Below are 23,621 nucleotides of genomic sequence, written 5' to 3' on the forward strand. Positions count from 1 at the left end.
GGGACTAAAGCTGTACGCCGTGATCCCGTGGATCACTCGTGCGCACGCTGAAGACCTCTGAAGCGGCTGCCGTTCTCAACGTCAGCCCCAACACGCTCCGTGCGTGGGAGCGTCGCTTCGGCTACCCGAAGCCTCAGCGCTCGCCCGGAAAGCACCGCCTCTACACGCACGGGGAGATCGCCGCGCTGCGCGACGCGCTCCAGGAGGGGCTGTCGATCTCGTCGGCCATCTCGCGTGCTCGTGAGTCGGTCGCGGCCGACACGCACGTGCTCGTCGGCGCGCTCGCGGCCTACGAGCTGGAGCGGGCTGACGCTGCAATGGAGGGCGCCCTCGCGCTGCGCTCCGTGGAGCGCTCGGTCGAGGAGGTCCTGCTGCCGTCGCTGGAGGAGATCGGCGACCGGCATGGCACCGACTCCGCGCCATGGGCGCTCGCGGCCCGCTGGGCCGGCGAGTGGCTGCTGCGGGCTCAGCGCCTGTCGCCGCCCGCGTCGTCTCGGCCGTCCGTGCTGCTCGGCGACGCCACGCGCGACCAGATCGACCCGGATGCGCTCGCGCTCCGGGCGCTGGAGCTGTGCACGACCCGCGTTGGGTTGCGCACGCTGACGTTGCCGGTCACCGGCCTGGCCGGACTCGGCGACGTCCTGGCGGCCTACCAGCCGCGGGTCGTCGTCATCGCCGGTGGCGAGGAGAACGACGACGACGTCGCGCGCTGGGCGTATCGCGTGCGCGCAGCAGGCGGAGCGCTGCCCGTGCTCCTGTTCCATCGCACCGGTCGCGGCGATCGCACCCGCACGACCGGCGCCCGCCACCTCGCGGCCGCACCCACCCTGGCCGCGAGCCAACTGCTGGACCTCGTTGAGGGCAGCAGCCGTGAGAGCTCCGGCGGCGAGGACGCCGCGGAGTTCGACGATCACGCCCACCAGGCGCCCCCACGGCGCCGGATGTCCGCCTAAGGTCGAGGAGAGTCCCGCTTGAGCTCCGTCCGTCCGCTTCTTCGTCTCGTCCCGGATCCGCCGTCTGAACCGGTCCCCATCGTCAGCTTCTGCGGTCACTGCGGCCAGGCGCCGCCGACCCCGATGGCCGCTCGCTCGCGCGTCTGCGCGCTGTGCGGCCTGGGCGTCGTGATCTCGGCGTCCGCCGATCTGGCGCCCAAGAAGGGCGAGGCCTTCGTGATCGTCGACCGTCAGCTGAAGCTCTGCGCGCTGTCGCGCGGCGCCGAGCGGCTGCTCGGGGTCGACGAGCCCGATGCCGTCCACTGCCACGTCTCCGACTTCCTCGAACCCGCCGACGCCGAGGCGGGCAGCGGCGACGAGCTGCTGCAGGAGATCATCGCGACGTCCGCGATGGGGGTCGCCGCCCCGACCTCGATCGTCGTCCGTCCAACCGGCGAGTACGGCGTGCGCTACGCGGCGCGCGTCGGATCCTGTGGGCCGCCCGAAGGCGCGCTCATCGTCATGGGGAGCGTTTAGCCGCGTCGCGGCTCGCGCACCCTCTCCTTCCGGTGCAATGCATGTCCCACCGTGCACCGGAGCTTGCGCAAGTTGTCACAACCTCACCAAAGGCGAAGACTTCCGGGACATGGGCGGTTCAATTCGCACCAACGCAGCAGCGGCGATGCTTGGCGTCAGCCCGAACACCTTGCGCTCCTGGGAGCGCCGGTTCGGTTTTCCTGAGCCCAAGCGCACCGCTGGCGGCCATCGGCAGTTCGACCTCGGCGAGATCGAGGCGCTCCGCGCAGCCTTCGAGGAGACGCAGAACATCTCCTCGGCGGTAAGCGTGGCCCGTGAGCGGGGTGCCGGACCGGCGTCGCCCGCTCGCCTGCAGTCCGCGTTCGGCCGCTATGACGAGGACGGCGCGAACCGGTTGATGGAGGAGTCGCTCACGGTCCGTTCGGTTGAGCGCACGATCGAAGAGGTGCTCCTGCCGTCGGTCGAGGCGATGGCGGCTGCGCACAACGCGCCGCAGTCGCCGGAGTACGGCTTCGCGTGGCGTTTTGCCACCTGCTGGCTGGCCGCGACGCAGCGGATCTCTCCGCCGGCGTCACGCGCCGAGGGCGTGCTGGTCTTCGACGCGTCGCGCCCGCCCGAGGCCGAGGCGCTTCAGGCCCAAGCGCTGGAGCTCGTGCTCCGCCGCGCCGGCCTGCGCACGCTGACGCTGACCGCCGACTCCGATCCGTCGCGCCTGGGCTCGGCGATCTCCGCGCTGGATCCGCGAGCGGTCGTGCTGACCGGCCACGGCGCGTCCCTGGACGCCCTGGGCCGCCTGGTCTTCACCGCTCGGCGCACTGCGGGCGAGGACGTCGCGATCCTCGACTACCGCGGCGCGATCCCCAACACGGGGTCCTCGACGGTCGAGACGCTGCCCGAGACGCCGCTGGCCGCCCGCGAGGCGCTGCTGGCGCGGCTCGACGCACGCGGCGCGTCGGGGCGCTTCGCGCGCGGGCCGAGCACGGCAATCGGCTACTAGGCACGGCCGGCCAACGGCCGGCCGTTCGGTGCCGTCCGACCCGGCCGGCATGATCTCGCGACGATGACCGCCATCGATCCTGCCGAGAGCCTCGCGACCGACGCGCTGGAGTCTTTGATCGCCGCCGAGTCGAGCGTCCGCCGCCGGCTGGCGTCCGACCTGGAGCGCGAGGGCCTGTCGTCCTCGGGCTTCTCGGTGCTCATGGTGCTCTCGTCGCACGGCGGTGAACTCGAGCTGCGGGCGCTGCGCGCCAAGTTGAACACCTCGAAGGCCAACGCGACCGAGGTCGTCACGACGCTGGAGACCCGTGGCATGGTCCAGCGGTTCCGCCTGGCGCACGACCGCCGCGCGGCCTCCGTCCGGCTGACCACGCAGGGTCGCGAGCTGATCGACCGGCTCGTGCCGGAGCACACGCGGCGAGTCACCGACGCGTTCTCGGTGCTGGACGAGGCCGAGAAGCGGATGCTGGCTGACATCTGCCGCAAGCTGACCGCGGCGTAGCGGCTTGCGCCGCCGCTGGTAGCGCAGCGAAGCGCATATCCTGGGCCGCTCATGGCCCGCCGTCCCGTCGACTCCAACCAGTCCTTTCCCCAGCTCGAGGAGCAGGTGCTCGCGCGCTGGCGCGAGCGCGACGTCTTCGCCGAGTCGCTGCGCCGCCGCGAAGGCGCCGAGCGCTGGGTCTTCTGGGAGGGCCCGCCGACGGCCAACGGCAAGCCCGGCGTCCACCACGTGCTGTCGCGCGCGTTCAAGGACATCTACCCGCGCTTCAAGACCATGCGCGGCCACCTGGTCGAGCGCAAGGGCGGCTGGGACACGCACGGCCTGCCGGTCGAGATCGCGGTCGAGAAGCAGCTCGGGCTGCACAACAAGCACGAGATCGAGGCCTACGGGATCGCGGAGTTCAACAAGCGCTGCCGTGAGTCGGTCTTCGAGTACCTCCAGGACTGGGACCGCCTCACCGAGCGGATCGGGTTCTGGGTGGACTTGGAGAACGCCTACAGGACGCTCGACGCGGGCTACGTCGAGTCGATCTGGTGGGCGCTGAAGCAGATCGCCGACAAGGGGCTCTTGTACGAGGGCCACAAGGTGGTGCCCTACTGCCCGCGCTGCGGGACGGCACTGTCGTCCCACGAGCTGGCGCTGGGCTACAAGGACGTCATCGACCCGTCGGTCTACGTGCGCTTCCCGGTTGCCGAGGACGGCGGCGTGGTCCAGGCCGGGGACGAGTTGTTGGTGTGGACGACGACGCCGTGGACCTTGGTGTCCAACGCGGCGGTCGCGGTCGACCCGGAGCTGACCTACGTCCGCGCGAAGATCGGCCAGCTCGACGCGCCGGTGATCCTGGCGGAGGCGCTGGTCGAGAAGGTCCTCGGCGAAGGCGCCCATGTCCTGGCGAAGTTCCCGGGCGCGGCGCTGGACGGCGTCCGCTACGAGCCGCCGTTCCCCTACATCAAGGGCTCGGAGTACGGCGAGCGCGGGCACACCGTGTTGTTGGGGGACTTCGTCACCGCCGACGACGGCACCGGCCTGGTCCACACCGCGATCGCCTTCGGCGAGGACGACTTCCGCCTGGGCGCCCAGTACGGGCTGACGGTGGTCAACCCGGTTACGCTCGAAGGCAAGTACGACGAGCGGATCAAGGGCTACGAGGGCCGCTCCGTCCGCGACGCGAACGCCGACCTCGTCGAGGACCTGCGCACGAGCGGCCGCCTGTTCCGCGCCGAGGACTACGAGCACTCCTACCCGCACTGCTGGCGCTGCGGCACGCCGCTGTTGTACTACGCCAAGCCTTCTTGGTACATCGCGACCTCGCAGGTGCGCGATCGCCTGCTCGCCGCCAACGCGACCGTCGAGTGGCACCCCGAGCACGTCAAGGACGGGCGCTTCGGGCGCTGGCTGGAGAACAACGTCGACTGGGCGCTGTCGCGCGAGCGCTACTGGGGCACGCCGCTGCCGGTGTGGCGCTCGGAGGACAAGACCGAGCATCGCGTCATCGGCTCGTTCGCCGAGCTCGAGGAGCTGAGCGGCGTAAAGCTCGACGATCCGCACCGCCCCTACGTCGACGACATCACCTTCATCTCGCCGGAGACCGGCAACGTGCTGCGGCGCGTGCCCGAGGTCATCGACGTGTGGTTCGACTCGGGCGCGATGCAGTTCGCCCAGTGGCACGCGCCGTTCGAGAACGAGGAGCAGGCCGCCAACTCGTGGCCGGCGGACTTCGTCTGCGAGGCGCTGGACCAGACGCGCGGGTGGTTCTACTCGCTGTTGGCGATCAGCGTGCTGCTCAACGACCAGGCGCCCTACAAGGACGTCGTCTGCCTTGGCCTGATCCTCGACGAGGACGGCTTCAAGATGTCCAAGTCGAAGGGCAACGTCGTCGACCCGTTCTCGGTGCTCGACAAGTTCGGCGCGGACGCGCTGCGCTGGTACTTCTTCTCGTCCAAGCAGCCGTGGGACGGCTACCGGTTCTCGGAGGAGACGATCGCCGAGGGCGTGCGGCTGTTCCTCAACACGTTGTGGAACACCTACGGGTTCTTGGTGTTGTACGAGAACGCGGCGGACGGCCAGGACGCCGACGCCGCCGCCGAGCCCGGCCCCGCCACCGACCTCGATCGCTGGATCCTCTCGCGGCTGAGCGCGACCGTCACCGCGGTCACCGAGCGCCTCGACGCCTTCGACGCCACGACGGGCGCGCGCGAGATCATCACCTTCGTCGACGACCTCTCCAACTGGTACGTCCGCCGCTCGCGCCGCCGCTTCTGGGACGGCGACGCGCGCGCGTTCGCGACGCTCCGCGAGTGCCTCGTGACGGTCGCGCAGCTGCTCGCGCCCTACACGCCGTTCGTCGCCGACGAGATCTACGACAACTTGGATGGGACGCTCGGCAGCGTCCACCTCACGGACTGGCCCGAGGCCGGCCCGCGCGACGTCGAGCTCGAGGCCGCGATGGCCACCGCGCGCGAGGCAGTTGCCTTGGGCCTGCGCGCCCGCGCGGGCGCGAAGGTCGGCCTGCGCCGGCCTTTGGGCGAGGCGGTCGTGGTGGCTGCGGGGCGCGAGCGCGAGGCGCTGGAGGCGATGGCCGCCATCGTCCGCGAGGAGCTCAACGTGAAGGCCTTGCGCTTCGTCGACGAGGCCGACGAGTTGGGGTCCTACGACCTCAAGCCCAACTACCGCTCGCTCGGCCCGCGTTTCGGCAAGTCGATGCCCCAGGTCGCGGCCGCGGTGGCCGCGCTGGACGGCGACCACGTCGCCAAGGCGCTGCGCGAAGGGCGCGCGATCGGCATCAACGTCGATGGCAAGGACCACACCTTGGAAGAGGCCGACCTGCTGATCGGCCTCCAGCCGCTGGAGGGCTTCCAGGTCGAGCGTGAGGGCGGCCACGCGGTCGCGCTGGACCTCACGCTGAGCGACGACCTGCGTCGCGAAGGCTGGGCCCGCGAGGTCATCCGCACGGTCCAGAACGCGCGCAAGGACGCCGGCCTCGACGTCTCCGATCGCATCGCGCTGACGCTGGGCGGCGCGCCCGAGCTGGTCTCCGTCGCCCAGGAGTTCGAGCGCCTCGTCGCCGACGAGGTCCTCGCCACCTCCGTCACCTTCAACGGCGCCGACGACGCGGCCTTCACGGCGACCGTCGACGGCCACGAGCTGCGCGTCGGCGTGGCGCGGGCGTAGAGCCCGCGCCGCCGCCGTCAACCTTTACGCTGGCCAGGTGTCCGGTCGGCACTGGCGCTTTGCGGTCTTCGTCGGCTGTGGGTTGCTCGCGCTGCCCACGCTCTACCTGCTGATGGGCAACTGGGCGTGGGCGCCCAACCCGAACGGCGCCTCGCTCGAGGGCGAAGGCCTCGCCGGCGCGATCGGCTTCTGGCCGCTGTTCATCACCCTCCTCGTCTGCGGCCTCGGGATGCTGGTCGCGCTGGTCGCTGAGGTCCGCGTCCGCCATCGGACCGAGCAGCGGCCGCCCAGGGGCGAATACGAGCGCTACCGCCCCTAGGGGCGGCATGACCGAAGACACCACCCTCACGGACGCGGCCCTCGCGGCCGTCGTCGCCGCCATCCCGCCCGGCCGCTGGATGAGCTATGGCGATGTCGTCTGCGCCGGCGGCGGCCAGCCCGGCCAGACCCCCGGCGTCAACGCCCGTCTCACCCGCCTGGCCTGCGACGGCGCCCATCGCGTCCTCAAGGTCGACGGCACCGTCGCGGGCACCGCCCTCGGCGATCCCCTCCGCGTCCACCGCCTCCTCGACGACGAAGACCTCACCTTCATCGGCGGCCGCGCGGATCCCGCGGCACGCCTGCTCCCCGCCGACCTGCCGCCGCTCGGATGACCGCGCCGCCGCTGGTCTTCAAGCGGCTGTCCTTCGAGGCCGCGCCCCCGCCGCCTCGGCCGCGCGTGGACCGGCCCAAGAGACGCAAAAGGCCCGGGCGGATCGCTCCGGCCGGGCCTGCGGAAAGCGGGTGGGCGCGGCCTAAGCCAGCGCCGGCTCCAGCTCGGCTTCGAGCTTGCGCTTCGGGTAGGCGCCAATGACCTTCTTGGCGACCTGGCCGTGCTTGAAGAGGATCAGCGTCGGGATGCTCAGCACCTCGAACTGCGCGGCGGTCTGCTGGTTCTCGTCGACGTTCAACTTGACGATCTTGAGGTCCGAGCGCTCCGCGGCGATCTCCTCGAGCACCGGCGCGACCACGCGGCACGGGCCACACCAAGGGGCCCAGAAGTCGACGAGCACGGGGCCATCGGCCTCGAGGACGTCGGCCTGGAAGCTGCTGTCGGTGACTTCGGAGAGGGATCCGGCCATTTGTGGCTCCTTCAGAGGGGTAGGACCTGCACTATACAAAGTGAAGTGCAGTCTCGGACGGGTGGCGTGCCGTTACGGTCAACCTACCCGCCCGAGCCCTCGCACGTGCGGTCAGGACGGGGGCAGCAGCACCCCGTTGATGACGTGGATGATGCCGTTGGAGGCCTTGACGTCGGTCTTCGTGACCCGCGTCTTGCCGTTCAGGTACACCTTGCCGCTCTTAACGGCGATCTTCACCGACGAGCCCTCCAGCGTCTTGGCGCTGGACAGCTTCACGACCTTCGAGGCAGGCACCCGGCCCTTGACGACGTGGTAGAGCAGGACGGCCTTCAGCTTGGCCTTGTCCTTGCCCAGCGCGTTGAGCGTCGCCTTGGGCACCTTCGCGAACGCGGCGTTCGTGGGCGCGAAGACGGTGTAGCTGCCCTTCGAGAGCGTCGTGGCCAGCCCCGCGGACTTCACGAGCTTGACGAGCGTCGAGAAGCGCGGGTCGCTCGCGGCGACCCCGACGATGGTCTTCGACGCGGCCGGTGCGGCCTTCGGCGCGGGGGCCTCCGACGCGGCGCCCGCAGATGCGGCGACCCCGATCGGAACGGCAGCCGCTCCCACGGCGGCGAGGGACAGGATGAGACGGCGCTGCATGGTGACGGACCTCCGAGGTTCAGTTGGCGGGTCACCGCGGGCTACGCGGACGAAGGCGTCGCCGGTTGAGCGTCTCGGCGCCAGCCGACAGCGGTCGCCGATCCGTCAACCGATCGTGCCTCCTGGCCCGTACCTGACGCGTGAGGTGTCCTTCACGACCGCAACCGGCATGACCTCGGCGCGCGCCGCCGATCGCCCCCGCGCGATGCCTGCGACCCGTGAGGATCGCCGGCTTGCCGCTGCGCTGCGGGCCGGCGACCCGCGCGCGCTGGAGGCCTTCCACGACCGCTTCGGCGCGTCGGTCTTCGGCTACCTGCTGCACGTCCTGCGCGAGCGCGCCGCCGCCGAGGACGTCTTCCAGACCGTCATGACCGAGATCTGGCGCCGCGCCGCGCGTTATGACCCGGCGCGCGGTTCGCTGGCGACCTGGGCGCTCACGATCGCCCGTTCCCGCGCGATCGACGAGTTGCGCCGCCGCCGTCCCGAGCCCCATGATCCCGCCGAGCTTCCCGAGCCGGGCGTCGACGCGGCCGGCGCCGCCACCGCGACTGCGCCTCAGGAGCAGGCGCTCGACCGCTGGCGCATGGCCCACTTGCTCTCGCAGATCCCCCAAGAGGAGCGCCGCCTGCTCGAGTTGCGCTTCTACGCCGAGCTCAGCCAGACCGAGATCGCGACCCAGACCGGCCTGCCGCTCGGCACGATCAAGTCCCGCATGGTCCGTGGTCTGGAACGGCTGCGCGGTCTCATGGACGAGGAGGGCCTGGCATGAGCTGGCCGCTGGCCCCCGCCGCCGTCGCCCTCGATGCGCTCGAACCCGACGAGCGCCCGCTCGCCGACCGCCTCCTCGCCGACGACCCGACCTTCCGCGCCGAGGTCGACCGCCTTCGCGCGACCACCGCCACGCTCACCACGCTGGACGCCACCACCTGGGACCCCGTCCCACCACCACCGCTGCGCTCCGACACCGTCGCCGCGCCGCAGGAGCGCGCCCGTCTTGCGGTGCCCGCCGTCGCCGTGCTGCGCACGCGCCGCGCGCGCTTCGCGGTCTCAGGCGGCCTGCTCGCTGCCGCCGTGCTCGCCGTCGCCCTGCTCCTCGCGCGCGGCGGCGACGGTCCCGTCCGCGACCCCGGCGCCACCACCATCGCGCTGCGCCCGCTCGCCGGCGTCTCCGGTCGCGCCTCGCTGACGATCGCCGGCTCCGAGGCGCAGCTGCGCGGTTCCGGCCTCCCGCCGAGTGGCGCGCACGACTACTACGAGGCGTGGCTGGCCGACTCACGCGGGCGGATGGTCTCGATGGGCACGTTCCGCGTCAAGCCCGATGGCCGCCTCGACGTGCGGATGGCGGTCGCGGTCGACGTTTCCGCCTACACGTTGGTCGACGTCTCGCTGGAGCCCGACGACGGCGACCCCGGTCACTCCGACCGCTCGGTCCTCCGGGCCAAGTTGTAGGTCTCGCGCTGGGCGTGCTAGCTGCGCAGCGCGAGGATCAGATGCGGCGACACGTACACCTCGACGAACGCCGCCGCGACAACGATCGGGATCGCCATCGCCACGGTCACGAACGTCGCGGCCAGCAGCTCGTTCCAGGCGCCCCTGCGGCTTGCGCTCGTCCAGGCGGCGAGCGGCAGGAAGAGCCCGATCAGTTCCGGGATCGCGTGCGGCAGCAGGCCGACGACGAACGCGCCGGTCGACATGTCGAACTGGGCGGCCAGCGTCTTGGCGCTCCCGCCCAGGACGTAGGCCTGCGTCAGCAGCGAGAACGTCGTCGCCGCCACGACGAACGCGATCGCCAGCGGGCCGGCCTTCTCGTGGATCCAGCGCCAGGCGCCGCTGTAGCGCTCGGCTTCCAGCGGCATCGAGGAGCCCGCGATGAAGCCCGCGATGCAGGCCATCGCGTGCAAGGTCAGCACGAGCGAGTTGCGAAAGAGGATGTCGCCGACGTCGCTCAGACGCGGGTCGCGCGTCACGCCCGGCTGGACGTAGAGCGTTGGGTCCGCGGTCGAGAAGTGCGCGATGACCAACACCGCCGCCAACAGCGCCGCGCAGATCCCGGCCGCGGTCACGAACCATGGTCCGACGATCGCAAACGGCCGCGCGTTCCAGCGTGTGAGGATGCCGCGCGTGTCGCGCAGGCCTTGGACGACGATCAGCTCCGGGGCCATCACCCCGGAAGATCGGCCGGCTAGCGCCCGGCTTTACGCAGCTTCGGAACGAGGAACATCGCCTCGATGGCGATCTTCGCGCTCATCTTCGAGCTGCCGCGCAGACGATCGCGGAAGGTGATCGGCACCTCGACCACGCGGAAGCCGCGCCGGATCGTGCGGTTGGTCAGCTCGACCTGGAACGCGTAGCCCTGCGCGCGCACGGACGGCAGGTCGATCGCCTCCAGCACATCGCGGCTAAAGCACTTGAAGCCGCCGGTGAGGTCGCGGACCGTCAGGCCCAGGATCACCGCGGCGTAGAGCGACCCGCCGCGCGAGATGATCCGCCGCAACAGGCCCCAGTCAAGCACCGCCCCGCCCGCGACGTACCGCGACCCCAGCGCGAGGTCGGCATCGCCGTCGCGCACGGCGGACAGCAGCCGCGCCAGGTCCTTCGGGTCGTGCGAGAAGTCCGAGTCCATCTCGAACACGAACGCCGCGCCGCCCGCCAGCGCATGCTGGAAGCCCGCGATGTACGCCGGCCCCAGGCCTTCGCGCACCGACCGATGCAGGACCTCGACCTCGCCGGGGTGCTCGCCGGCCAGCCGGTCAGCGATACGGCCGGTGCCGTCGGGCGAGTCGTCATCGACGACGAGGATCCTGAAGCCGTCGGGAGACGCCGAGGCGAGCACGTCGCGCGCGGCGGCGACGATCAGCTCGATGTTCTCGGCCTCGTTGAAGGTGGGGAGGATGAGCCAAGGCAGACCGGACACTGAGGCTCCGTAGCCTAGAGACGTAGGCTCTCAGGACGATGTCCGACCCCTCCAACGCCACGATCGCCGAGGCCTTCGAAGAGCTCGGCGACCTCTACGAGCTCGACGGCGCGGTCGCCTACCGCGTCATTGCCTACCGCAACGCGGCCAAGGCCGTGCGCGACGCGTCCACCTCGATCAGCGCGCTGACCCGCGAGGGACGCGTCACGAGCGTGCCCGGGATCGGCAAGACGCTGGAGGAGAAGCTGAAGGCGTTGCTAGAGACGGGCACGATCCCCGCCGCCGAGAAGCTGCGCGCCAAGTTCCCGCCCGGGCTGATCGACCTCACGCGCCTGCCGGGCCTCGGCCCCAAGCGCGCCCGCAAGCTGTTCGACGAGCTCGGCATCGACTCGCTCGATGCGCTGAAGGCCGCCGCGGAAGGGCAGAAGCTGCGCGGCGTCAAGGGCTTCGGGCCCAAGTTCGAGGAGTCGGTGCTGGCGGCGTTCGCGTCGGGCGTCGCCGAGAAGGCCGCCCCGCGCCTGCTGCTGCACCGCGCGATCGAGCTGGGCGACGCGATCGTCGACGAGCTGCGCAGCCATCCCGCCGCCGTGCACGTCGAGGTCGCGGGCGGCGTGCGGCGCCTGGCGGACTCCGTCAAGGACCTCGACATCGTCGCAGCGTCCGACGACCCGCCCGCACTGGCCGCCGCGCTGGCGGATCTCGACCTGGTGGAGTCGGCGGCCTCCTCCGGCGAGAACGCGGCCCGCGCCCGGACCCACAACGGCGTCTCGCTGGACCTGCGCGTCGTCAAGCCCGACCAGTTCGGCAACTTGTTGCAGCACTTCACCGGCTCCAAGGCCCACAACGTGAAGATCCGCGAGCGCGCGGTGCGCAAGGGCCTGCACGTCAGCGAGTACGGGATCTTGGACGACGCGACCGGCGAGACGCTCACCTGCGCGACCGAGGAAGAGGTCTACAAGAAGCTCGGGCTGCCATGGATCCCGCCGGAGCTGCGCGAGGATCGCGGTGAGTTGGAGCCCGGCTTCGTGGTGCCGTCGCTGATCGAGCAAAAGGATCTGAAGGGCGACCTCCACTGTCACACGGTCGCTAGCGACGGCCGCAACACCGCGCTGGAGATGGCCCGCGGCGCGCTGGAGCGCGGTCTGGAGTACGTCGCGATCACCGACCACAGCGCCACCCACGGCTTCGGCAACGACGTCTCGCCGGATGCGCTCAAGCGCCAGATCGAGCTGGTCCGCGGCATCAACGACCAACTCGATGGCATTGAGGTGCTCGTCGGCACCGAGACCAACATCCTGCCTGACGGCTCGCCGGACTACGACGACGAGTTGTTAGAGCAGTTGGACTGGGTCGTCGGCTCCGTCCACACGTCCTTCGGGATGTCCTCGGCAGAGATGACGAAGCGCATCGTCACCGCGATCGAACACCCGTGGATCGACTGCATCGGCCACCTGACCGGCCGCAAGATCGAGAAGCGCAAGCCCTACGACTTGGACGTCCACGCCGTCTTCGAAGCCGCCGCCCGCACCGGAACCATGCTGGAGATCAACTCCGCACCCGACCGCCGCGACCTCAACGACATCCACGCCCGCGCCGCCCGCACCCTCGACGTCACCATCATCATCAACACCGACGCCCACGGCGTGAACACCCAGCACAACTCCATCTGGGGCATCGCCACCGCCCGGCGCGCCGCCTTCACCGCCAGCGACGTCGCCAACACCTTGCCCTGGAAGACGTTCAAGAAGCTCGGCAAGCACGGCACGGCGCAGCGCGCCTAGGGCGGTGGGTGCCAAGGCGGTCGCGCCTCGCCCGGTGGCGAGGCGCGATGACCGTCTTTGACGTGCCTCCCGGTTGGTTACGGGTGGCGCGTGATGATCGGGCTGCCAGCCACCGTAGTAACCGTGAGCGTGTGCTCGGAGAGGTGACCCGGGCCCGTGCCTAGCAGGCAGGAGGTGCCCGAGGAGTGAGTCGTGCCCACGGTGCTGCTAGTAGTCATAGTGACCTTGCCCGGCGTGCTCGTAGCGGCCGTGGGGTTGATGTAATGGCCGATCACCGTGCCCTCGAGGTGGCACAGCGCCGCGTTGTTCGCCGTCAGGCGCGCGGTGCAAGTCAGGTCGGCCACACCTGTCGTGACTGGGGTCGCGAACGCGGACCCAGTCAGCGTGAACCCGCAGTGGACGTACGTGCTCTGCCCTGCCAGCGTGCACGGGCTGAACGTCACAGTGCCCGGCACGCTGTAGACGGAAGCGACGATGATGGCCGCTGCCGTGGCCGACAAAGTCGCGCCCGAGCAAACCATGGCGTTGCTGCCTTCCGAATACACAATGCCTGTGCCCGTGGCGTGGATGACCGTGCTGCCGGTGTTAGTCCACGTCACCGCGCCGGCGGTCGACGACATGACGGCAAACAGCGACGTCAGCGCCGTGGCGAGCACGACGATACGTGCAAACTTGCTCATGACTTGACTCCTTGAACCTCGTGAGGTGCGATGCCGTAGGGGCGTCGCGAGGACTTGAACGCGTCGTGCGCTAGGACCACCATCACGAGGTTGCCCTGCCGGCCATCCACCACGGAGGGCATGCAACCGCTCACGCTTAGCGAGCGTAAAGAGATCACACACTCTCCAACCTCCTCGCTGCCAGAGCCAGATATGCAAGATGTGCCATCGGGCAAGGGCGGTCGCGCCTCGCTGGGTGGCGAGGCACGGTGACCGTCTTGGTGCTTCGGGGAGTTACGGGTGGCGAGTGATGATCGGGCTGCCGGCCACCGTAGTGACCGTGATCGTCTGCTCGGAGAGATGGGCCACGCCCGTGCCCAGCAGGCAGGAGGTGCCCGACGAGTGAGTCACGACCAGGCTGCTGCTAGTAGTCAGAGTGATCTTGCCAGGCGTGCTCGTGGCGGGCGTGGGGTTGATGTAGTGGCCGACCGTCGATCTCTCGATGTGGCACAGCGCCGTGTTGTTCGCCGTGAGACGTTGGACGCAAGTCACGTCGGCCACCCCCGTCGTAATCGACGGCTCGGTAAACGCGGTCCCAGTCAGCGTGAACCCGCAGTGGATGTACGTGTTCTGTCCCGCCAGCGTGCACGGGCTGAACGTCACAGTGCCCGGAACGCTGTAGACGGCGCCGACGAAGCTCGCCGGTGCCGTAGCCGACGCAGTCGTGCCGGTGCAAGAGATTTTGTTGGCACCAACGTTGAGAACGATGCCGATACCCGTGGCGTGGACGATCGTGCTGCCGGTGTTAGTCCACGTCACCGCGCCAGCGGTCGACGACATGACGGCAAACAGCGACGTCAACGCCGTGACGAGCACAACGATACGTGCGATCCTACTCATAGTTTTACTCCTGAACCTTGTGAGATGGGCGATGCCGCGAAGGGCACCGCTGGGGTATGAACGCGTCGGGCGCCCAGGACCACATCACGAGGTTGCTCTGCCGACCATCCACTACAGAGGAAGTGCGACAGCTCACGCTTTGCAAGCGTGAACCGCGCACCCACCCAACCTCGTCCCTGCAAGTTCCAGGGCCGCAAGACGTGCCAACGGCCAACGGCGGTCGCGCCTCGCCTCGAGGCGAGGCGCGATGACCGTCTTGATGTACTTCTCGCCGGTTACGGGTGGCGAGTGATGATGGGGCTGCCGGCCACGCTAGTGACCGTGATCGTCTGCTCAGACAGGTGGCTCGGACCCGTGCCAAAAATGCAGGAGGTGCCCGACGCGTGAGTCGTGATCAGGCTGCTGCTAGTAGTCAGAGTGATCTTGCCGGGGGTACTCGTGGCGGCCGTGGGGTTGATGTAGTGGCCGACCGTCGGGCCCTCGATGTGGCACAGCTTCGTGTTGCCGTTCGTCAGGCGCGTGTCGCAAGTCACGTCGGCCACACCCGTCGTGGACCCCGGCTCGGCGAACGCGGACCCAGTCAGCGTGAACCCGCAGTGGATGTACGTGTTCTGTCCCGCCAACGTGCACGGGCTGAACGTCACAGTGCCCGGAACGCTGTAGACGCTGCCGACGAAGCTCGCCGCTGCCGTAGCCCGTGCAGTCGCGCCCGTGCAGGTCAGAGAGTTGGCACCAATGGTGAGGCTGCCGCCCGGGCCCGTGGCGTGGATGATGGTGCTGCCGGTGTTAGTCCACGTCACCGCGCCGGCGGTCGAGGACATCACGGCAAACAGCGACGTCAACGCCGTGACGAGCACGACGATACGTGCGGTCCTACTCATAGTTCTACTCCTGAACCTCGTGAATGGGCGACGCCTGGAAGGGCGCCGCTGGGCATGAATGCGTCGTGCGCTAGGACCGCATCACGAGGTTGCTCTGCCGGCCATCCACCACAGAGGGAGAGCAACCGCTCACAACTCGTGAGCCGTAGTCGATGACACACCCCTGCCGGGGTGGCCGCCAGAGCCAAGGCTTCAGGACGTGCCAGACGTCAAGAGCGGTCGCGCCTCGCCAGAGGTGAGCGAGGCGCGATGACCGTCTTGAATCGCTTACCCGCTGGGTTACGGGTGGCGTGTGATGATGGGGCTGCCGGGCACCGTAGTGACCACGAGCGTCTGCTCGGAGAGGTGGCCCGTGCCCGTGCCCAGCAAGCAGGAGGTGCCCGAGGCGTGAGTGACCGTCAGGCCCGTGCCGTTAGTGGTCAGAGTGAGCCGACCCGGGTTCGCGCCGCTGGGGTCGATGTACTGACTGGGCGCCGTGCCTTCGATATGACAGAGCTTCGCCGACGGCGAAGCAACAAGCCGGAGGTCACAAGTCACGTCAGCCACGCCAGTTGTCCTAGCCGGCGTGCCGGTGTCCCACGTGGCCCCAGTCAGCGTGAACCCGCAGTGGGCGAATGCCGCCTGTCCAGCGATAAGCGTGCACGGGCTGAACGTGACAGTGCCCACCACGCTGTAGACAGCGGCGGCCGAGTGGGCCGGCGCCGTAGCCGACGCAGTCGAGCCCGTGCAAGCCAGGCTGTTGGCGCCGACGGAGAGCGTGCCCCCGACGCCTGTTGCGTGGACGGTCGTGCTGCCGGTGTTAGTCCAAGTCACCGCCCCGGCGGCCGGCGTCATCACGGCAAACAGCGACGTCAATGCCGTGACGAGCACGACGACGCGTGCGATCTTGCTCATAGCTCTGCTCCTTCAACCTCGAGATGCGACGCGCGGGGGCGTCGCTGGGCTAGACGCGTCGTGCGCTAGGACCACCATCACGAGGTTGCTCTGCCGACTGTCCACCGCAGAGGGAGTGCGACCGCTCACACTTCGTAAGCCGCAGACGATTACACGCCTCTCGTCGTCGCAGCTGCCAGAGCCAAGGCTCCAGGACGTGCCAGACGTCAGCGGCGATCGCCGCTGCCTGAGGGCGCTAACGCGCGAGGGCGCTCAACAGCTCTGAGGTGCGTTCCCACAGCGCCTCGGCGAGGACGTCGTCCTGGGCGGCGGCCTTGGGCGTCGCGACCTTTTCGTCGACGACGTAGGTGCCGTTGACCTGCGCCGGGTCGGCGTCGAGGGCGAGCCAGACCAAGGAGCGTGCGCCCTTGGCCGGCGAGCGCAGGAAGGGGCCGGCGACCGTCAGGCCGATCTTGTACAACAAGCCGTCGTTCTTGCCGAAGCCGGTGCGGACGACGCCGGGGTGGAAACAGGCGGCGGTCAGCTCGGGGTGACGCTTGGGGAGCTCGCGGGCGTGGAGGATGTTCATCAACTTCGACGTGCCGTAGACGCGCATCGGCGAGAACTTCCGCTTGGCGAACTGGAGGTCGTCGAGGTCGAGGTCGGCGGCGCTGTGGGCGTCGCTGGCGGTGATGACGACGCGGCCGCCCGCCAGTCGCTCCGCAAGCAGCTCGGTCAGCAGGAAGCCGGCGGCGTGGTTGAGCGCGAACGTCTCCTCCAGGCCGTCGTCGGTGACGCGGCGCGACGTGAACATCGCCCCCGCGTTATTGGCCAACACGTCGATCCGCGGGTGCGCGTCAAGCAGTTCGGCGGCGAGACGGCGAACCTCGTCGACCCGCAGCAGGTCGGCGACGTGCTCGTGGACGACCGCGTCTGGGCCGCCTGCTGCGCGCGCGTCCTCAGCGGTGGCACGCACGCGCCCGGGCTCCCGGCCGACGATCGCGACCTCCGCCCCTCGGCGGGCCAGCTCGACCGCCGCGGCCGCGCCGATCCCGCGGGTGGCGCCGGTGATCACGACGACGGGAGCGTTCATGGCGCGAGCCTATCGGTGAGAAGACCTCAGGCGAGCAGGCGCGGCAGCAGCTCTTCGCGCACGACGGCGTCGACCGTCGCGCGGCGGAACGGCGCGAGCGCATCCAGCGCGCGCTCGGCGTAGACCGCGTCGTCGCGCGGGTCGTCCAGCGCGGCGCGCACCGCGGCGCCGAGCGGCTCGGCGTCAGGCGGCGCGATCCAGCCGAGCGCGTCGGCGCCGGCGCCGGCCCGCAGCAGCGGCAGCGCCGCGTAGGGCCCCGGCGCCTCGGTGGTGACGACCCGCGCCCCGTCAGCCAAGGCCTCCAACTGCGCGATCCCGTAGTCCTCGCGGCGCGGCGCCGTCACGTACACCCGCGCGCGCCGCAGCAGGGCCCGATACTCATCTGGCGAGAGCGTCCCCGCGTAACGCACGCCCTCGCGATCCGGCCCGCGCAGCCCTGCCACGACCAGCTCCTCGCCGTCGCGCCGCGCGACGTCCCAGGCCGCCAGCACACGGTCCAGGCCCTTCTTGTAGGGGTTGGTTGCGTAGGTCAGCGCGGCGATCGTGCGCTCCTCCGGCTCTCCCGACGGCTCGACCGGGATCGGCACCACGAGCGACGGCGTGGCGGGCGGCGCGCCTGCCTCTTCCAACGCGCCCGCGTCCTGCGGGATCAACAGCGGCGCCTCGCGCATTCGCCGCGCCTCCACCGGCCGCTGCCACACGCCGTGGCGCCCCGGCCGGTTGCCGGCCGCCGCCGCGTCAAAGCGGATCGCGCCCGGCTGCGGCCACAGGAGCGCCGCGGTCGTGGTCGCGTAGACGATCGCGCGCGGCTCGACCTCGCTCAGCGTCTCGACCGCCGCCCGCCGCGCCGCCCGCGCCCACATGAGATCGGTCAGCGCCAGCGTCCGGACCTCCCGCGGTCGCGCCGCGCGCACGAGCATCGCCTCGGCGCCGGCGCGCAGCAGCGACCCGGCCAGCTCGTCCTCGGCTACGCGCAGGCCGTGCGTCGCGCCGAGACCCACGATGAGGACGTCGATCGAGGCCATCTCCTGCCATTCTCCCTGACCGCCGTGACCGGAACGCTCGTCAACGTCGGCGCGATCCTCCTTGGAACGCTGCTCGGCGTCCTCGTCGGGAGCCGCCTGCACCCCGATCTCCAGACCCGCGTCCTGCATGGGCTTGGCCTCGTCGTGCTCGTGATCGGCATGGACAACGCGCTGGAGTGGCGCGGGACGAACGCGCTGTTCGTCCTCGGCGGCGTCCTGCTCGGCGGCCTGGCGGGCGAGGCGCTGCGGATCGAGGATCGCCTCCAGGCCGTCGGCGACTACGCGCAGCGGCGCATGACCAGCGAGGCGACGGCACCGGAGCACGAGTCCACGGTCTCCGAGGGCTTCTTCACCGCATCCCTGGTCTTCTGCGTCGGCGCGCTCGCGGTCGTCGGGCCGATCCAGGAGGGCCTGACCGGCAACGCCGACACGCTCTACACCAAGGCCTTGCTCGACGGCTTCGCGTCGGTGGCGCTGGCCGCCTCCCTCGGCTGGGGCGTGGCGCTCAGCGCGGTCAGCGTCGGCCTCTACCAGGGCGCGCTCACGCTCGGTGCGGGTCTCTTCGACAGCATCCTCACCGAAGGCAACGACGCGCTGTTGTCGATGACGAGCGCCGGCGGCGTGCTGATCATCGGCCTGAGCCTCAAGCTGCTCGACGTCCAGGACGTCAAGGTGGGGAACTTCCTCCCTGCCCTGATCTTCGCGCCCGCGATCGCGGGCATCGCGTCGATCTTCTGAGCGGTGCCGCCGCTCTAGACCGAGCCGTTGATCGTCGGCCGCTCGCGCCGGAAGCCCGGCAGCCGCAGCAGCTGCATCGGCCGCACCGGCGACGTCCGCTCGACGAAGAACGTGACGCCATCGCGCTCCTCGATCGCCGCCACCGCGTGCTCTTGGCGCCGCCACGCCAGCGCCCAGATGATCGTGAAGCCCGCCGCGATCCCGGGGATCTGCGGTCCGGCCCACGTCATCGCCGCCGCCGCGATGACCACCACCAACAACGGCCACAGGCGGTTGACCATCGTCGATCCGGGCCGGATGTCGGGCATCATCGTCCCCGCCTTGGCGTCGGCCAGCAGCCGCGCGATCGGCGGGTTGACCTCATTGCGCCGCCCGATCCACGTGCCGATCAGCGTCGCCACGACCCACCAGCCCGTCGCGTAGAGCGCGACCGAGTCGTCCTGGTCGCGCGTGGCGGCCACGAGCGTCAGGACCGCCAGCGTCGTCGCCGCGCCCCCGCTGAGCAGGACCGTGGCGCGCAGGAACTCGACGAAGCGCACGTCCTGACTCTAGGACCCTGCCAGGATCTCGAGGACCGACCGGACCCCGATCGGCCCGTCGACCAGGAGGTCCGCGGCCTCCTCGAGCTCCGGCGGCGTCTCTTCGCCGGACGACACGCCCAGGCAGATCGCCTCGCGCAAGGTCCCGTCGGCAACGGCGGCCCGCAGTGCGGCGAAGGCGTCCAGATCGGTGCGGTCGTCGCCGATGTACATCGCGACCTCGACGCCCGGCGCCTCGCTCAGCAGCGTCTTCACACCCAGGCCCTTGTTCAGCTCGACCGGCGGCCGGACCTCCAGGATCTTGCGGCCCCAGTGCGTGACGAACCCGTCGGCCTCCGCCCGCGCGGCCAGCGCCTGCACCGCCGCTTCGGCGGCGTCCTCGTCCGGTGCGCCGCGCCAGTGGAAGCCGAAGATCACGTCCTTGTCCTCGCCGCGCACGCGCAGCCGATGCAGCTCCTCGCCGCGCAGCTCGCCCTCGCCGAACGCGCGCACCTTGCGTGCCCAATCGGCGATCTCGGGCGCGATCTCCGGCGTCGTCTGGCCGCCGCGCAGGATCTCCGCACCGTGGTTGCCGACGTAGGTGATCGACCCGAGCGAGACGATCCGGCGCGCCGTCGCCGCCTGCCGCCCGGACACGCACGCGACCAACCCGTAGGTCTTGGCGATCTTGATCAGCGGCAGCCGCGTCGGCTCTGGCACGTGGGCGTCGTCGGCATGGCGCACGATCGGCGCGAGCGTGCCGTCGATGTCGAGCAGGACAGCGGACTTCGCGGGATCGGCCAGCAGCGGCGCGAGGACATCGTCGAGGGTCGCGGCGTGGGGCACGACACCTATGATCGCAGCATGCCGCGCCCTGACGCCCAGGTGGCGGTGGGGCCGCAACGGACCTTGCGCCTCGCCGTCATCGCGACCGGAGCCGGCCTGTTCAGCGGCCTCTTCGGTGTCGGCGGCGGGACGGTCATGGTCCCGCTGCTCGTGCTCTGGCTCGGCTACGGGACGCGCGAGGCGACCGGCACGTCGCTGGGCGCGATCGTCCTGATCGCTCTGGCGGCGATGCTGACCCAAGGGGCCTACGGCAACCTCCACGTCGACGACGGCCTGCTCGTCGGGGTGCCCGCGGTCGGCGGCGTGCTGGCCGGGACGTGGTTGCAGCAGAAGGTCGACCCGCGCGCGGTCTCGCTGCTGTTCGCGGCCTTGATGGTGGCCACGGCGATCACGCTGCTGGTGCCATAGCGCGATGGCCGGCGCGATCATCATCGGCTTCGCCGCGGGCGTCGTCGCCGGGATGCTCGGCGTCGGCGGCGGGATCCTGTTCGTCCCCGGCCTGGTGCTGTTCCTCGACCTCGCGCAGGTCGACGCGGAGGCGACGTCGCTGCTGGCGATCATCCCGGTCGCGCTGGTCGGCGCGGCGCGCCAGAACCACTATGGGAACTTCCGGCCGCGCGACGCGCTGCTGCTCGGGCTGCTGGCGATCCCGGGCGCGATCGGCGGCGTGGCGGTCGTCAACGCGATCCCGGAGCGGACGACCGAGGTCCTCTTCGCGTTGTTGATGTTGTACGTCGCGTCGCGGATGGTGCGCGACGCTTTGCAGCAGGGCTGAACTATCCTGGGGCGCGCCGTGGCCCCGATCATCGACGTCGCCGACCTCCACAAGACGTACGCCGGCGCCAAGAGCGAGGCGGTCGCGGGCGTGTCGTTCGGAGTCGAGGAGGGCGAGGTCTTCGGGCTGCTCGGGCCCAACGGCGCGGGCAAGACCACCACGATCGGAACGTTGACGACGCGGGTGCGGCCTTCGAGTGGCCGCGTGGTCGTGGACGGCATCGACGTCGTCGCCGACCCGGTCGCCGCCAAGCGCGTGATCGCGGTCGTGCCGCAGCGGCCGAACCTGGACCGCTCGCTCAACGCGCTGGAGAACCTGACGTTCCACGGCGCCTACTTCGGGTTCTCGCGACGCGAGCGGCGCCGCCGCGCCGACGAGCTGCTCGCCCAACTGGGCCTTGAGGGCCGCGGCGACGACCGCGTTGACAACTACTCGGGCGGCATGGCGCAGCGGCTGATCATCGCTCGCGCGCTGATGCACGATCCGCGGGTCTTGTTCCTTGATGAGCCGACGACGGGACTCGATCCCCAGTCGCGCCTGTTCCTGTGGGATCAGATGGAGGCGTTGAAGGCACGGGGCGTCACGCTGTTGCTGACGACGCACGACATGGCCGAGGCGGACCGGCTCTGCGACCGGATCGCGATCGTCGACCATGGCAAGGTGATTGCCTCGGACACGCCACGCGGGCTGCGCCGGGTGCTGCCGGACGCAGAGGGGCTGGAGTTGCGATTGGCGTTGGCTGCTGATCCTGCGGCGTCTCTGCGCGCGCTCGGCGAGGTGGCCAGCGAGGCCGACGGCGAGGACGAGTGGAAGGTGCGGATCTACGGCAGCGACGTCGCACCCGGCGCGGCGATCGCGGCCGCCGAGGCCGGCGGCGCGCGCCTGGTTGACCTGCGGCGCATCGAAGGCACGTTGGAGGACGTCTTCGTCCACCTGACCGGGAGGGACCTGCGATGAGCGCGCCCGACGCGACGCCGCCTCCTGCCACGTCGCCCGGCACGCCCGGTGCGGCGCCGTCCCGCTCGACCGCCAGTCAGGCCGCGTCGTCCTGGCGCGCCTTCTGGGCGCTGTGCGAGCGCGACTTCTGGGTGGCCTTCCGACGCCAGCTCGGCGGCTTCCTCGCCCAGACGCTGCTGCAGCCGGTCTTCTACTTGTTCATCTTCGGTCGCGTGCTGCCGGAGATCGGCGCGGCGGGCCAGTCGTACGGCACGCAGCTGCTGCCGGGCGTCATCGCGCTCACGCTTTTCTTCACCGCCTTGCAGAACACGGCGCTGCCGCTGGTCATCGAGTTCTCCTTCACCAAGGAGATCGAGGACCGCCTGCTCGCACCGCTGCCCGCGTGGGCCGTAGGCGTGCAGAAGATCATCGTCGCCGCGGTCCGCGGGATCGTCGGCGCGATCATCATCCTTCCGCTGGCCGCCGTGATCCTGCCGGGCGGCGTGGAGTTCCACGACATCTCGTGGCTGGGCTTCCTCGGCGTGATGCTGATCGGACCGCTGGCGGGCGCGGCGGTCGGGCTGGTGCTCGGCACCGCGGTCGACGCGCGGCAGATCAACGTGGTCTTCGCGGTTGTGCTGACCCCGCTGCTGTTCACGGGCGCGACCTTCTACCCCTGGGCCGCGCTGGACTCGCTGAAGTGGTTTCAGGTCGTCACGCTGATCAACCCGTTGACCTACGTGTCGGAGGGCCTGCGCGCGGCGGTCACGACGGGCTCGCACCTCGGCAACGGCTGGATCGCGCTTGGGCTGATCGGCTGGACGATCGTCTTCGGCGCCATCGGCGTGCGCGGCTTCGAGCGGCGCGCGGTGGACTGACCGCGGCGGCGCGTCGTCGGCGGCCTCAGTCGAGGCCGTGCTCGAGCGCGCCTTTGACGGTGGCGTCGAGGGCGTTGAGGCGATAGAGCGCGAGGGCCTCGGCGCTGCCGAAGCGCCGCTGCGGCGCGGCGTCCGGGCCGTGATGGGTGAGGACGCAGTGGCTCAAGGCCAGCCGCCGCTCGACGTCCAGCCCGGTGCTGCGCGCGTCGATCAGCCGCAACCCCAACTCGACGTGGCCGAGCAGCCGGCCGGGCTCGCTGAGACCGATCTCCGCCCCGTAGGTGAACTCCTGGACCTTGCCCGCGTCGTGCAGGATCGCGGCGGTGAGCAGGAGGTCGGAGTTCAGGCGCGGGTGCAGCTGGCAGGCCTCCAGCGCGAGCGTTCCGACCGCGACCGTGTGCTCCAGCAGCCCGCCGAGGTAGGCGTGGTGGCCGTTGCGCGTGCATGGCGCGCGCCGGAAGGCGGCGCGGAACGTGGCGTCGTCGAGGAAGGCCGCGAGCAGCTTGCCGAACTCCGCGTCGTGGACCTCGTTGGCGAGGTGCTCCAGGAAGCCGTCGAGCTCGTCGAGGTCGCGGTAGGCGACGGGCAGGAAGCTCGCCGGGTCGGCGTCCTCGCTCTTGGCGATCGCCCGGAGGTCGAGTTGCAGCTCTTCGCGGAAGCGCTCGACACGCCCTTCGACCTGCACGAGGTCGCCGCGCTCGAACCGCGCCGCCGCCACGTCGGCGTCGCGGAACACGCGCGCGGTGATCGCGCCCGTGCGGTCGCGCAGCTCCAGCGCCAGGTACGGCGTGCCCGCGCGGGACATCAGCCGCTCCTTGCGGGAACAGGCGAAAACGGCGTTGACCTCGTCGCCGGCGCGCAGCGTGGCGATGGTCACGGGGGTGTCGGAGACGGAATCCATGGACG

The 23,621-nt window shown here is 70.5% G+C and carries 28 protein-coding genes; 15 read left to right on the plus strand and 13 right to left on the minus strand.

Going from position 1 to position 23,621, the window contains the following annotated elements:
- Positions 1-38 precede the first annotated feature (38 nt).
- From ACT01A_RS16595 to ACT01A_RS16625, 7 genes are all read left to right on the plus strand, one after another.
- Positions 39-953: a MerR family transcriptional regulator gene (locus ACT01A_RS16595; RefSeq protein ID WP_445148198.1), complete on the plus strand. Its 915-nt coding sequence runs from the start codon at positions 39-41 to the stop codon at positions 951-953.
- An 18-nt stretch (positions 954-971) separates the two neighbouring features.
- Entirely contained in the window at positions 972-1,469 is a 498-nt protein-coding gene (locus ACT01A_RS16600) for a hypothetical protein (RefSeq protein WP_445148199.1), read from the plus strand.
- A 109-nt stretch (positions 1,470-1,578) separates the two neighbouring features.
- Positions 1,579-2,466: a MerR family transcriptional regulator gene (locus ACT01A_RS16605; protein WP_445148200.1), complete on the plus strand. Its 888-nt coding sequence runs from the start codon at positions 1,579-1,581 to the stop codon at positions 2,464-2,466.
- Positions 2,467-2,529: 63 nt separating this feature from the next.
- Positions 2,530-2,967: a MarR family winged helix-turn-helix transcriptional regulator gene (locus ACT01A_RS16610; RefSeq protein WP_445148201.1), complete on the plus strand. Its 438-nt coding sequence runs from the start codon at positions 2,530-2,532 to the stop codon at positions 2,965-2,967.
- Between the two features lie 51 nt (positions 2,968-3,018).
- Positions 3,019-6,138 (plus strand): isoleucine--tRNA ligase, encoded by a 3,120-nt coding sequence (gene ileS, locus ACT01A_RS16615; protein WP_445148202.1) that lies wholly within the window; start codon positions 3,019-3,021, stop codon positions 6,136-6,138.
- A 37-nt stretch (positions 6,139-6,175) separates the two neighbouring features.
- Complete coding sequence (locus ACT01A_RS16620; protein WP_445148203.1) at positions 6,176-6,457, plus strand: hypothetical protein; 282 nt, start codon at positions 6,176-6,178, stop codon at positions 6,455-6,457.
- Positions 6,458-6,464: 7 nt separating this feature from the next.
- Entirely contained in the window at positions 6,465-6,791 is a 327-nt protein-coding gene (locus tag ACT01A_RS16625; protein WP_445148204.1) for a hypothetical protein, read from the plus strand.
- A gap of 141 nt (positions 6,792-6,932) precedes the next feature.
- Here the strand turns inward: ACT01A_RS16625 and trxA are convergent, their stop codons facing one another.
- Positions 6,933-7,259, minus strand: coding sequence for a thioredoxin (trxA, locus tag ACT01A_RS16630; RefSeq protein WP_445148205.1), 327 nt, complete (start codon positions 7,257-7,259; stop codon positions 6,933-6,935).
- Between the two features lie 111 nt (positions 7,260-7,370).
- On the minus strand, positions 7,371-7,898 hold the full coding sequence (locus tag ACT01A_RS16635) for a fasciclin domain-containing protein (RefSeq protein WP_445148206.1): 528 nt from the start codon (positions 7,896-7,898) through the stop codon (positions 7,371-7,373).
- A 205-nt stretch (positions 7,899-8,103) separates the two neighbouring features.
- Here ACT01A_RS16635 and ACT01A_RS16640 point away from each other — a divergent pair, with 205 nt between their 5' ends.
- On the plus strand, positions 8,104-8,667 hold the full coding sequence (locus ACT01A_RS16640) for a sigma-70 family RNA polymerase sigma factor (protein WP_445148207.1): 564 nt from the start codon (positions 8,104-8,106) through the stop codon (positions 8,665-8,667).
- Positions 8,664-9,347 carry an anti-sigma factor domain-containing protein gene (locus tag ACT01A_RS16645; protein WP_445148208.1) on the plus strand — a complete coding sequence of 228 codons (684 nt, stop codon included), beginning with the start codon at positions 8,664-8,666 and terminating at the stop codon, positions 9,345-9,347. Before ACT01A_RS16640 ends, ACT01A_RS16645 begins: the two co-directional genes overlap by 4 nt.
- A 17-nt stretch (positions 9,348-9,364) precedes the next feature.
- Here the strand turns inward: ACT01A_RS16645 and ACT01A_RS16650 are convergent, their stop codons facing one another.
- Positions 9,365-10,060 carry a hypothetical protein gene (locus ACT01A_RS16650; RefSeq protein WP_445148209.1) on the minus strand — a complete coding sequence of 232 codons (696 nt, stop codon included), beginning with the start codon at positions 10,058-10,060 and terminating at the stop codon, positions 9,365-9,367.
- A gap of 20 nt (positions 10,061-10,080) precedes the next feature.
- A complete protein-coding gene (locus ACT01A_RS16655) occupies positions 10,081-10,812 on the minus strand; it encodes a polyprenol monophosphomannose synthase (RefSeq protein ID WP_445148210.1) in 732 nt (243 codons plus the stop codon).
- Positions 10,813-10,850: 38 nt separating this feature from the next.
- Here ACT01A_RS16655 and polX point away from each other — a divergent pair, with 38 nt between their 5' ends.
- Positions 10,851-12,593, plus strand: a complete 1,743-nt coding sequence (polX, locus tag ACT01A_RS16660; protein ID WP_445148211.1) for a DNA polymerase/3'-5' exonuclease PolX — start codon at positions 10,851-10,853, stop codon at positions 12,591-12,593.
- Between the two features lie 77 nt (positions 12,594-12,670).
- On the opposite strand, the gene ACT01A_RS16665 is transcribed toward polX, so the two are convergent.
- The 6 genes from ACT01A_RS16665 to ACT01A_RS16690 form a co-directional block, all read right to left on the minus strand.
- Positions 12,671-13,273, minus strand: coding sequence for a hypothetical protein (locus tag ACT01A_RS16665; RefSeq protein ID WP_445148212.1), 603 nt, complete (start codon positions 13,271-13,273; stop codon positions 12,671-12,673).
- Positions 13,274-13,546: 273 nt separating this feature from the next.
- Positions 13,547-14,152, minus strand: coding sequence for a hypothetical protein (locus ACT01A_RS16670; RefSeq protein WP_445148213.1), 606 nt, complete (start codon positions 14,150-14,152; stop codon positions 13,547-13,549).
- A 275-nt stretch (positions 14,153-14,427) separates the two neighbouring features.
- A complete protein-coding gene (locus ACT01A_RS16675) occupies positions 14,428-15,033 on the minus strand; it encodes a hypothetical protein (protein ID WP_445148214.1) in 606 nt (201 codons plus the stop codon).
- A 279-nt stretch (positions 15,034-15,312) separates the two neighbouring features.
- Positions 15,313-15,927 (minus strand): hypothetical protein, encoded by a 615-nt coding sequence (locus ACT01A_RS16680; RefSeq protein ID WP_445148215.1) that lies wholly within the window; start codon positions 15,925-15,927, stop codon positions 15,313-15,315.
- A gap of 235 nt (positions 15,928-16,162) precedes the next feature.
- Positions 16,163-16,999: an SDR family NAD(P)-dependent oxidoreductase gene (locus tag ACT01A_RS16685; protein WP_445148216.1), complete on the minus strand. Its 837-nt coding sequence runs from the start codon at positions 16,997-16,999 to the stop codon at positions 16,163-16,165.
- A gap of 26 nt (positions 17,000-17,025) precedes the next feature.
- A complete protein-coding gene (locus ACT01A_RS16690; RefSeq protein WP_445148217.1) occupies positions 17,026-18,024 on the minus strand; it encodes a glycosyltransferase in 999 nt (332 codons plus the stop codon).
- Between the two features lie 24 nt (positions 18,025-18,048).
- Between ACT01A_RS16690 and ACT01A_RS16695 the strand changes: the two genes are divergently transcribed.
- Entirely contained in the window at positions 18,049-18,762 is a 714-nt protein-coding gene (locus ACT01A_RS16695; protein ID WP_445148218.1) for a DUF554 domain-containing protein, read from the plus strand.
- A 14-nt stretch (positions 18,763-18,776) separates the two neighbouring features.
- Here ACT01A_RS16695 and ACT01A_RS16700 read toward each other — a convergent pair whose 3' ends face one another.
- Positions 18,777-19,301, minus strand: coding sequence for a hypothetical protein (locus tag ACT01A_RS16700; RefSeq protein ID WP_445148219.1), 525 nt, complete (start codon positions 19,299-19,301; stop codon positions 18,777-18,779).
- 9 nt (positions 19,302-19,310) lie between these two features.
- Positions 19,311-20,126, minus strand: a complete 816-nt coding sequence (otsB, locus tag ACT01A_RS16705; protein ID WP_445148220.1) for a trehalose-phosphatase — start codon at positions 20,124-20,126, stop codon at positions 19,311-19,313.
- Between the two features lie 18 nt (positions 20,127-20,144).
- Here otsB and ACT01A_RS16710 point away from each other — a divergent pair, with 18 nt between their 5' ends.
- The 4 genes from ACT01A_RS16710 to ACT01A_RS16725 are packed head-to-tail and all read left to right on the plus strand — an operon-like array spanning position 20,145 to position 22,715.
- Positions 20,145-20,534, plus strand: coding sequence for a sulfite exporter TauE/SafE family protein (locus tag ACT01A_RS16710; protein ID WP_445148221.1), 390 nt, complete (start codon positions 20,145-20,147; stop codon positions 20,532-20,534).
- Between the two features lie 4 nt (positions 20,535-20,538).
- The gene (locus ACT01A_RS16715) at positions 20,539-20,901 is read left to right on the plus strand and encodes a sulfite exporter TauE/SafE family protein (RefSeq protein ID WP_445148222.1); all 363 of its coding nucleotides are present in this window, start codon (positions 20,539-20,541) and stop codon (positions 20,899-20,901) included.
- 18 nt (positions 20,902-20,919) lie between these two features.
- Positions 20,920-21,858: an ABC transporter ATP-binding protein gene (locus tag ACT01A_RS16720; protein WP_445148223.1), complete on the plus strand. Its 939-nt coding sequence runs from the start codon at positions 20,920-20,922 to the stop codon at positions 21,856-21,858.
- On the plus strand, positions 21,855-22,715 hold the full coding sequence (locus ACT01A_RS16725; RefSeq protein WP_445148224.1) for an ABC transporter permease: 861 nt from the start codon (positions 21,855-21,857) through the stop codon (positions 22,713-22,715). The genes ACT01A_RS16720 and ACT01A_RS16725 overlap by 4 nt, the downstream gene beginning before the upstream one ends.
- A gap of 25 nt (positions 22,716-22,740) precedes the next feature.
- On the opposite strand, the gene ACT01A_RS16730 is transcribed toward ACT01A_RS16725, so the two are convergent.
- On the minus strand, positions 22,741-23,616 hold the full coding sequence (locus ACT01A_RS16730) for an HD domain-containing protein (protein WP_445148225.1): 876 nt from the start codon (positions 23,614-23,616) through the stop codon (positions 22,741-22,743).
- Positions 23,617-23,621 lie beyond the last annotated feature (5 nt).

The sequence above is a fragment of the Baekduia sp. Peel2402 genome, assembly GCF_052567285.1.